The following is a 9429-nucleotide window of genomic DNA, read 5'->3' as shown; positions in this document are numbered from 1 at the left end:
CGGCAGGGGCGCGCGGCGGCGCGGGCTTGACCGCAGCCGGCCCGGTCGCGGGCGGCGCGGGCGTCGTCGGCTGTGGTGTCGCGGGCGCGCCGGTTTCCGACGCGCCTTCGACCGCGGGAGTCTTTGATGGCTTATCGGTGCCCGGCAGCGCCGCTTCGTCTTTGGCTTCGGTCTTCGGCTTCTGGCCCGCGGGCAGCTCGGCTTTCAATTTCGCTTCGCCTTCGTCGGCGGGCGCAACCGAGCCGGCGATGGGCGGCAGCGCCTGGGCTTTATCCGGCACGTCAGCGCCCACGGTTTCGGGTGAGCCGCTGTCGGGTGTGCTGCCGATGTCCGATCTATCCTTCGGGTCGTCTGCCATTTGTATGCCCCGTTACAAAACACGCGAAGGTAGTTTTGCTACGCGCTGAAAGTAATGGTCTGTCGGCAGTGGCTTGGAATGAGATGCTGCTAATTAAAGTTGCTTTCGCAATTGCTTTTAACATACGGCCACAGGCTTGTCAAACGCGGTTGCCGAGGGCGCCTATCGAAGCAGGTTTCGAGTAACGCCGCGCCGTCGCGCCGCATCAATGCACATAGATTTCGAGAACGCGATTCTGCGCCTGCGGGTCGTAGATGACCGAGATGACGTCGCCTTCGCTCAACTCGGCGGCGGTGATCGTTTCGTCGTCGTGGGGATCGTCCGTGAGCAGGCCGAGCAGGTCTGTGCCGCCTTCGCGCCCGACGCCGCTGCCGACCAGGTCGTTGTCGCGCGCCAGCACCGTGACTTCCGCATAATCGCGGGCCGGGCGCACGGTGAGCAATAGCATGCCTTTGGCCGGGGAGCTGATCTTGACGACTTCGCCGCGCACGGCGGCAAGCTGTTTGGCAGCGGCGGCGCGCGGCGGCGTTTGCGCGCCCGCCCCGGCCAGGCCGAGCGCGAGCGCAAGGCTCAAGAACGCGGTCAACATTCGTCTCACTCCTGCACCTGAGATGGCCGAGTGGAGAGATAAACCATCGGGAGAATGGTGAGAACCGCTCGCATGCTACACCGGCGGCCGCGACTGTTCAAGCCGGCCGGCCAGGGCGGTTCAGCTTGCAAGGCCCGCGCTCGCTGTGTTAATCATTGAATGCCTGGCAGGAGCTTTTTGAAGTCACCATAAAAAGGATTATATGCGCGGAAAAATAGCGATTTTCATTGATGGTAACAATCTGTTCCACGCAGCGAGATCGGTCGGTGTCGAAATAGACTATGCTAAGTTTTTGAACTTCCTACGCAACGATTCGCCATTGCTGCGGGCTTTTTTTTACACCGGCGTAGACGAGAAGGCCGAGCGCCAGCAGGGCTTTTTGCTCTGGATGCGGCGCAACGGCTATCGCGTGGTTGAGAAAGAATTGAAGACTTACGCCGACGGCACCAAGAAGGCGAATCTCGACGTCGAGATCGCCGTTGACATGCTCTCGCTCGCCGACAAATACGACACGGCGGTGCTGGTATCGGGCGACGAAGACTTTGCTTACGCCATCAATGCCGTCGCCTACAAAGGCGTGCGGGTCGAGCTGGCGGGTTTTCGCAGCAACACCAGCCCTCGGTTGATCGATGTGGCCGACCAGTTCATCGAGCTGGATTCGCACCTCGATTCGATCTGCAAATCCGAGAGCCGCTACAATCACTACCACAACAACAACCATCACGGGCATTCGGTGCAGACGCGCCCCAGCGGCAGCCTGAGCACGGGCAGCCTGAACACCGGCAATCTGAACGCCAATCACCTCAATGGCAGCGCGCCGGTGACCGGCAACCTCAACCCGAACAGCCTGCCGACCGGCGGCTTCGTTCGCGTGCAGGACGAAGAAGAGCAGCCACAGCCGGCAGGCACGCAAGCGACCGATTAACCCTTCGCCCTTGTCCTTCGTCGCTGCTCATTGGTGATGACACAGGCAGTGATGAACGAAGGACAAAGGATTATTCCACGCGAATACAGGCGACGCGGTGGCCGGGAGTGATCTCGGTCAGCGGCGGGCGGGCGCTCTTGCAGTCGTCTATGGCCATCGGGCAGCGCGTGTGAAAGCGGCACCCGGCGGGCGGGGCGGCGGGCGTCGGCGCGTCGCCTTCGAGCTTGTGCGGCGCGCGGCGCGTTTTCGGCACCGGCACCGGAATCGCCGCCAGCAGCGCCTGCGTGTACGGGTGCAGCGGGCGCGCGAAAATCTCTTCCGTATCAGCCTCCTCGACAATCTCGCCGAGATACATGACCGCGACACGATCAGTGATGTGCTTGACGACCGCCAGGTCATGGGCGATGAACAGGTAAGTCAGGTTGAGGTGCTGTTGCAGGTCGCTGAGCAGGTTGAGGATTTGCGCTTGAATCGAAACGTCGAGCGCCGACACGGCCTCGTCACAGACAATGAACTTCGGGTTGAGTGCCAGGGCGCGGGCGATGCCAAGGCGCTGGCGCTGGCCGCCGGAAAACTCGTGCGGGTAACGGCCCTGATAATCGGCGCTGAGCCCGACAAGCTCAAGCAACTCTGCCACACGCTCGCGCACCGCCTGGCCCGTGGCGCGCGCGCCGGCTTGCGCTTCGACGAGGCGATGCACGCGCAGCGGTTCGCCGAGCATCGCGCCGACGGTCATTCGCGGGTTGAGCGAGGCGAAGGGGTCTTGAAAGATGATCTGCATCTCGCGGCGCAACTGGCGCAGCTCGCGCGAGCTTAAGCCGAACACCTCGCGGCCATCAAAGACGACGCGCCCGGCAGTCGGCTCGATCAAACGGAGAATCGTGCGCCCCGCCGTCGTCTTGCCGCAGCCCGACTCGCCGACCAACCCCAGCGTCTCACCTCGCCGGATGGTAAAGGAAATGCCATCCACGGCGCGCACCTGCCCGATGACGCGCGGCACCACGCCTTTGCGTATCGGGTAATGCTTCACCAGGTTTTCGACTATCAGCAAATCGTCCATTGCGTTTCAGGCGGAGCCGCGCGCGGTCTCGCCGACCTGCTCGGCGAAGTGACAGGCCGCCAGGCGGCCTGCGCCAATCTCGCGCAGAGGCGGCTCTTGCTTACAAACTTCCTGCGCCATCCCGCAGCGCGTGCGAAAGCGACAGCCGGAAGGGAAGTCGAGCGGGCTCGGCACCGAGCCGGGGATCGCCGCGAGCCGCGCTTGCCGCTCGTTCAAGGACGGTAGCGAGCGAAACAGGCCGTGGGTGTACGGGTGACGCGGGCGCTCGAACAGATGGCCGACCGGCGCTTCTTCGACAATGCGGCCCGCGTACATCACGGCGACGCGGTCGCAGGTTTCGGCGACGACGCCGAGGTCGTGCGTAATCAGCAAGACGCTCATGCCCATCTCGCTTTGCAGCTCGTTGAGCAGGTCGAGAATCTGCGCCTGGATGGTCACGTCGAGCGCCGTCGTCGGCTCATCGGCGATCAACAACTGCGGCTTGCAGGCGAGCGCCATGGCGATCATCGCGCGCTGCTTCATGCCGCCCGACATCTGATGCGGGTACTCGTTGAAGCGCGTTTCCGGCGAAGGGATGTGAACCCGCCGCAACATCTCAAGGGCGCGGGCGCGCGCTGCTTGCCTGGTCACCGACTCGTGCTCAAGGATGACTTCGGTGATCTGCCGCCCGACGCTCATGATCGGGTTGAGCGACGACATCGGCTCCTGAAAGATCATTGAGATGAGGTTGCCGCGGATGCGGCGCAGCCGGCGCTCATCGAGCGTTAAGAGGTTTTCGCCGCGAAAGCGAATCTCGCCGCCGGCATACTGCGCCGGCGGCGCCGTGAGCAGTTGCAGGATGGCGTAAGCGGTCACCGATTTGCCGCAGCCCGATTCGCCGACCAGCCCGAGCGTTTCGCCCGCTTCGACCGACAGGCTGACGCCGTCAACCGCTTTCACCGTCCCGGCGTCGGTGCGAAAGTGAACGCGCAGGTCGGCGACTTCGAGCAATGGCGGATTGTTGCTCATTTCTTATGGGGCGTCAGAATGTCGCTGGTGAGATGAATCTGGCGCTGGCCTTCGTCGCGCACGCGCCGCGCGACTTCGCTGAGCGGCTCGTCCTGCTGCTGTGTGACCATCTTGATGACCATCGGCAGGTTGACGCCGGTGACGATCTCGACGGCGGCCTGGCCGAGAAAGCTAGCGGCGATGTTGGTCGGCGTGCCGCCGAACATATCGGTCAGCAACAGCACGCCGTTGCCTGTATCAACGCGCTGGATGGCGCGCTCGATCTCCTGACGGGCAACGTCTACGTCGTCGTGCCAGCCGATGGAGACGGCGGTAATGTGATGAATCTCGCCGACGATCATCTCTGCCGCCGAGACCAGCTCGTTGGCCAATTGGCCATGTGTGACGATGACTCCACCAATCATTCTTCGGAGAAGTCAGGAGTCAGGAGTCAGAAGCCAGAATGGAAAGGGAAGTCGGCTATCACCTCAGCTTTTCCATTCTGACTCTTGACTCCTGACTCCTGACTTCTTTCTCCTCTCAGGTTTTGTACCGCTGTTCGTCCTTACTGATGTCGCGGTGGACGACGCGGGTTTTAAAGCCGGCGGCGGCGAGCCGCTCGTGAATGGCGTCGGCAATCATCACCGAACGGTGGCGGCCCCCTGTGCAGCCGACGCCGATGCTCAGATAGCTCTTGCCTTCGCGCGTGAAGCGCGGCAGCAGAAAGGTCAGCAAGTCAACGAAGCGCTCGATGGTTTCATTGACCTCGGTTTGCGACACCAAATAATCGATCACTTCCTGATCGCGCCCGGTGTGGGCGCGCAGCTCAGGCACGAAGTGCGGGTTGGGCAGAAAGCGCACGTCGAACAGCATATCCAACCCGCGCGGCAATCCGTGCCGGAAGCCGAACGACGAGATCGCCACGTTCAATTCGTGAGCGCTGCCGCGCTCGGCGAAGCGATCCTTGATCACGTCGCGCAGCGTATGCACGGTCAGCTCTGTCGTGTCGATTACAATATCCGCCAGCTCGCGGATCGGCGCAAGCAGCTCGCGCTCCTGGCGGATGGCGGCGACCACCGTTTGATCCGTCAGCGGGTGGGGCCGCCGCGTTTCGCTGTAGCGGCGCAGCAGCACGTCGTCGTCGGCTTCGAGATAGACGATGGTGACGGCGACGCCTTTGCCCTTCAACTCTTCGTGGATATGCGGGAACAGCCCGAGGAATTCGCGCGAGCGCACGTCAACGACAAAGGCGGTGCGATCAATCTCGCTCGATTCGTCGCACAAGCGGACGAAGGTCGGGATGAGCTGGATCGGCAGGTTATCAATGGCAAAGTAGCCGAGGTCTTCAAACGCCTTGAGCGCCGAGCTCATCCCCGACCCCGACACGCCCGTGATGATGACGACAGAAACACTCATAAAACAGGGGCTGGGGGCTAGGGGCCGGGGGCCGGGGACCAGAGAAAATCTAGCCCCTGGTCCCCAGCCCCTAATCCCTGCTTCAGGGTTCGATCAATCCATAGTTGCCGTCGGTGCGATTATAGAGCACGCCGACCTTATTCGACTCGGCGTCGCGGAAGACGATGAAGAGGTCATCGGAATCCGCGAGCAGCAGCGCCGCCTCTTCCTGGGTCATCGGCTTGACGCGGTAGCGCCGCTCCTGGACGATGCGCGCCGCCGCCGCCGCCGCCGCCGGCAGGCTGCCGCCGGGAACTGGCGCGACTTCTTTGACCGAGGCGCGGCTGCGCTTGCGCGTCTTGAACTTCTCTTTCAAGCGCATGGCCTGCTTGACGACGCGCTGCGCTGCCGAGGTAACCGATTGCCCGGCGTCGGTATTTTCGCCGACTGCGGTGAAGACCGAATCGCGCCAGTAGACGACGATCTCCGCGGCCTTGCGATGTTTTTCGGAAGTGACCGTGACGTGCGCGCGCAGGGGCGTCGAATCGAGAATCTTGTCGAGCTTTCCCAGCTCCTTCCGGGCCAACTGCTCAATCGCCGGGGAGATGTCCATGTGACGACCGGTGAATTCAAATTCCATGTATTCGTCTCCTTTGATTGCGGATTGCGGATCGCGGATCGCGGATTATCGGGGTGGTCCTGACGCACTGTTTTTGCGTGTGGGTTGCGAATGCAGGATTGCGGAACCGGAAAGCTTGCTTACTCCCGCAATCCGCAATCCGCAATCCGCAATCCGCAATCGAGACCGTTATCGAATTTCGCGATGTGGCGTTAGCGATGAATGGCAAGCAGATCGTCAATGGCGTCAGCTTTGCCGTCCGGCGCGGCGAAACGCTCGTGCTGCTGGGCCGCAGCGGCTCAGGCAAGACGACGACCCTCAAGCTGATCAATCGTCTCTATGATCCGACCGCCGGCACCGTCGCCGTCGAAGGCCGAGCGACGTGCGACTGGGATGCGATACGCCTGCGCCGCCACATCGGCTACGTGATTCAAGAGACCGGCCTGTTCCCGCACTTCACCGTCGAGCGCAACGTCGGACTGGTGCCGCGACTGGAAGGCTGGCCGGAAGACCGCACCCGTGCGCGAGTGTGCGAGCTGCTCACGCTTGTCGGCCTCGACCCCGAAGTGTTCGCGGCGCGCTATCCGCGTGAGCTGTCGGGCGGCCAGCGCCAGCGCGTCGGCGTCGCCCGCGCGCTCGCCGCCGATCCGCCGGTAATCTTAATGGACGAGCCGTTCGGCGCGCTCGACCCGCTGACGCGCGCCGAGCTGCAACGCGAGTTCGCACAACTGGCCGAGCGCTTGCAGAAGACCATCGTCTTCGTCACGCACGACATCCGCGAAGCCTTTGCGCTGGCCTCGCGCATCGGCCTGTTCAAAGATGGGCAACTGGTGGCGCTCGACACGCCCGACGCGTTCACGCATTCAACTGAGCCCGAAGCGCAAGCCTTCTTGGAAACGCTGGAATCGGAAGTCAGAACTCGGAAGTCAGAAGTCAGGAGTCAGGAGTTAGAATGAGGAAGGAGGCGCGACGAGGTTGCTCACTGCCGCCGGCTTCCTTTTTCATTCTGTCTTCTGACTCCTGACTCCTTCCCCTTATGTCTTTGCTCAGATTCTTCATCGAAAACCGCGGCGAGGTGTTGCAACTCGTCTTGCAGCACCTGCTTTTGGTCATGGTGGCGACGGGCGCGGCGGCCCTGGTCGGGGTGCCGATTGGCATCTTGTTGACGCGGCGGCCCGCGCTCAGCAAGCCGGTGCTGGCGACGGCCAACGTCTTGCAGACGATTCCGAGCCTGGCGCTATTCGGCTTTTTGATTCCACTGCTCGGCAGACAAGGCATCGGCTACGTGCCGGCTATCATCGCGCTGTTTCTCTATTCGCTGCTGCCGATCATTCGCAACACCTTCACCGGCATCAACGGCGTAGACCCGGCAGTGCGCGAAGCGGCGCGCGGCCTGGGCATGACTGATCGCCAGATGCTGACGCAGGTTGAGCTGCCGCTGGCGATGAATGTCATCATCGCCGGCTTGCGCGTGGCGACGGTGATTGCCATCGGCACGGCGACAATTGCCGCCGCCATCGGCGCGGGCGGCCTCGGCGTTTATATCTTTCGCGGCCTCCGTGGCGGCGGCAGCAACAACACACTGGTGCTGGCCGGTGCCCTGCCTGCCGCGTTAATGGCTCTGGGAGCCGATTTCGCGCTGGGCTGGGTTGAAAGAAGGCTTGCGGCCGGCGCTCGGCACGGCGGCAGAGCCATCGGCGGGTTGATCGCGGCGGCGGGGCTGACCGTGATTATCGTGGCAGCAGTTTTCTTCTTCAGCCACAACGCCGGTACGTCGAGCGCACGCCACATCGTCGTCGGCTCGAAAGACTTCACCGAGTCGCTCATCCTCGCAGAGCTGCTGGCGCAGACTATCGAGTCGAAGACGGATATTCAGGTCGAGCGACAATTCGAGCTGGGCGGCGACCTCGTGCATCGCGCTTTGCTTTCGGGGCAGATAGACGCTTACGTCGAATACACCGGCACGGCCTTCACGGCCATCTTGAAGCATCAACCCATCAGCGACCCGCGCGCCGTCTACGATCAGGTGCGGCGAGATTATGGCGAGCAGTTCAGTTGCGAATGGCTGGCGCCGCTCGGCTTCAATAACACGTTCGCCATTCTGGTGCGCGGCGACGAGGCGCGGCGCTTGAGCTTGAAGACGGTCTCGCAGGCCGCGGCTTATGCGCCGCGATGGCGTGCCGGCTTCGGCCAGGATTTCATGTCACGCGAAGATGGCTATCCGGGATTTGCGCGGACTTACGGATTGAAGTTTGCCGAGCCGCCGCGCGAGATGGACCTATCCTTAACGTATCAAGCATTAGCGCGGGGCCAGGTGGATTTGATCGCCGGCAACTCGACCGATGGGCTGATTGATCGGCTGGGGCTGGTGCAGCTCGAAGACGACCGCCACTACTTCCCGCCTTACGAAGCCGCGCCGGTCTTTCGCCGTGACACGCTCGACCGCTACCCGCAAATCCGCGAGGCGGTGAACCAGCTGGCCGGCCACCTGACCGACGCCGAGATGCGGCGCTTGAATTACGCCGTTGACGGCGACAAGCGCGACGTGAAGGAAGTCGTGCGCGAGTTCCTTTCGCGCCTGTGACGGCTATGCAATTTTTGCTACCTCTTGCGCAATCGCTACTGGCTGGCTACCGCATCCGGCTCGCTGGTTTCAAGCCGGCGCCGCGCTCTTTTCGAAGAAGCCCTGCGGAACACGAATAGTAACTCAAGCCCGACAAGGCATGCGCCGATGGCATAAAGCGCGTACTGCACATAACGCCAGACCGACCCCCGCGAACGCAAGCCGGCGGCGTCGCGCACTTCTTCAGCCGCCGTCAGCGACAGCCCCATCGCCTGCGCCTGCCGCAACTCGCTTTCGACCTTGCGCCAGTCCTTGTCTTCAACCCCGACCCAGGCGTTGAAGTAATGCGTTTCCATGATGTCGGGATGCGTCTGCATCAGGCGCGCGGCGGCCTGCCGCACGTACTCCAGGCGGCCCGTCTTGACCGAGATCATTGCCCAGAGGATGAGATAGCGCGGGTCGTTGTCATGATTGAGGTCGGCGGCCTGGCGGACGTAGGGCAGGGCGCGTTCAAGGTTTTCACGGCGCGGCTGGCTGCCGTCGGCCGGCATCGCCAGAAATTGCGCGACACTAAAAAAATTCTCCGCCGATTCTTTTTTCTTCACCGCCGCTTCAAGCAAAGCGAAGCCTTCCTGGTTGCGCCCGCTCAACACCAGCGAGCCGCCGAGCCGCCGCATCACCACGTCATAGTTCGGCGCTTTTTTGTAGACGAGTTCGTAGAGTCGCACGGCTTCGGCAAAGTCGTTCTTGTCGAGCGCCGCCGTCGCTGCCTTAAAGGTCTCGACCATATCGGGCGCGATGGCTTGTAGCGCTTGCCAGATGCGCTGCTCTTTCTCCATGTCGCGTTGCAGCGTTTGCGCTGACGTGACTGCCGTAAGCAGCAGCAGCAGCGCACAGGCGAGATAACCGCTCTTCTTGTTGAACACGTTTGCT

10 protein-coding genes and 1 pseudogene are annotated in these 9429 nt (G+C 62.6%); 3 read left to right on the top strand and 8 right to left on the bottom strand.

The annotated features are described in order from the left end of the window. Both VJ464_17155 and VJ464_17150 read right to left on the bottom strand, forming a co-directional pair. A partial coding sequence (locus VJ464_17155) for a hypothetical protein (GenBank protein ID HKQ06865.1) occupies positions 1–358 on the bottom strand: 358 nt, incomplete at its 3' end. 205 nt (positions 359–563) lie between these two features. Next, positions 564–947 carry a hypothetical protein gene (locus VJ464_17150; GenBank protein ID HKQ06864.1) on the bottom strand — a complete coding sequence of 128 codons (384 nt, stop codon included), beginning with the start codon at positions 945–947 and terminating at the stop codon, positions 564–566. 202 nt (positions 948–1149) lie between these two features. Between VJ464_17150 and VJ464_17145 the strand changes: the two are divergent. Further along, positions 1150–1608 (top strand): annotated as a pseudogene (locus VJ464_17145) (NYN domain-containing protein). A gap of 334 nt (positions 1609–1942) precedes the next feature. Here the strand turns inward: VJ464_17145 and VJ464_17140 are convergent. The 5 genes from VJ464_17140 to raiA form a co-directional block, all read right to left on the bottom strand. Then, positions 1943–2932, bottom strand: coding sequence for an ABC transporter ATP-binding protein (locus VJ464_17140; protein HKQ06863.1), 990 nt, complete (start codon positions 2930–2932; stop codon positions 1943–1945). A gap of 6 nt (positions 2933–2938) precedes the next feature. After that, positions 2939–3940 (bottom strand): ABC transporter ATP-binding protein, encoded by a 1002-nt coding sequence (locus VJ464_17135; GenBank protein ID HKQ06862.1) that lies wholly within the window; start codon positions 3938–3940, stop codon positions 2939–2941. Continuing rightward, the gene (locus tag VJ464_17130) at positions 3937–4344 is read right to left on the bottom strand and encodes a PTS sugar transporter subunit IIA (protein HKQ06861.1); all 408 of its coding nucleotides are present in this window, start codon (positions 4342–4344) and stop codon (positions 3937–3939) included. The genes VJ464_17135 and VJ464_17130 overlap by 4 nt, the downstream gene beginning before the upstream one ends. A gap of 115 nt (positions 4345–4459) precedes the next feature. Next, positions 4460–5335 (bottom strand): RNase adapter RapZ, encoded by an 876-nt coding sequence (gene rapZ, locus VJ464_17125; protein ID HKQ06860.1) that lies wholly within the window; start codon positions 5333–5335, stop codon positions 4460–4462. Between the two features lie 82 nt (positions 5336–5417). Beyond that, on the bottom strand, positions 5418–5954 hold the full coding sequence (raiA, locus tag VJ464_17120) for a ribosome-associated translation inhibitor RaiA (protein HKQ06859.1): 537 nt from the start codon (positions 5952–5954) through the stop codon (positions 5418–5420). A gap of 197 nt (positions 5955–6151) precedes the next feature. Here raiA and VJ464_17115 point away from each other — a divergent pair, with 197 nt between their 5' ends. After that, the gene (locus VJ464_17115) at positions 6152–6889 is read left to right on the top strand and encodes an ATP-binding cassette domain-containing protein (protein ID HKQ06858.1); all 738 of its coding nucleotides are present in this window, start codon (positions 6152–6154) and stop codon (positions 6887–6889) included. Between the two features lie 80 nt (positions 6890–6969). Continuing rightward, entirely contained in the window at positions 6970–8517 is a 1548-nt protein-coding gene (locus VJ464_17110) for a glycine betaine ABC transporter substrate-binding protein (GenBank protein HKQ06857.1), read from the top strand. A 35-nt stretch (positions 8518–8552) separates the two neighbouring features. Here VJ464_17110 and VJ464_17105 read toward each other — a convergent pair whose 3' ends face one another. Then, positions 8553–9422 carry a hypothetical protein gene (locus VJ464_17105; protein HKQ06856.1) on the bottom strand — a complete coding sequence of 290 codons (870 nt, stop codon included), beginning with the start codon at positions 9420–9422 and terminating at the stop codon, positions 8553–8555. Between the last annotated feature and the right edge of the window lie 7 nt (positions 9423–9429).

The organism is Blastocatellia bacterium (assembly GCA_035275065.1).
Classification (GTDB): Bacteria; Acidobacteriota; Blastocatellia; order UBA7656; family UBA7656; genus DATENM01.
This window is presented reverse-complemented; position numbering and strand designations above follow the sequence as displayed.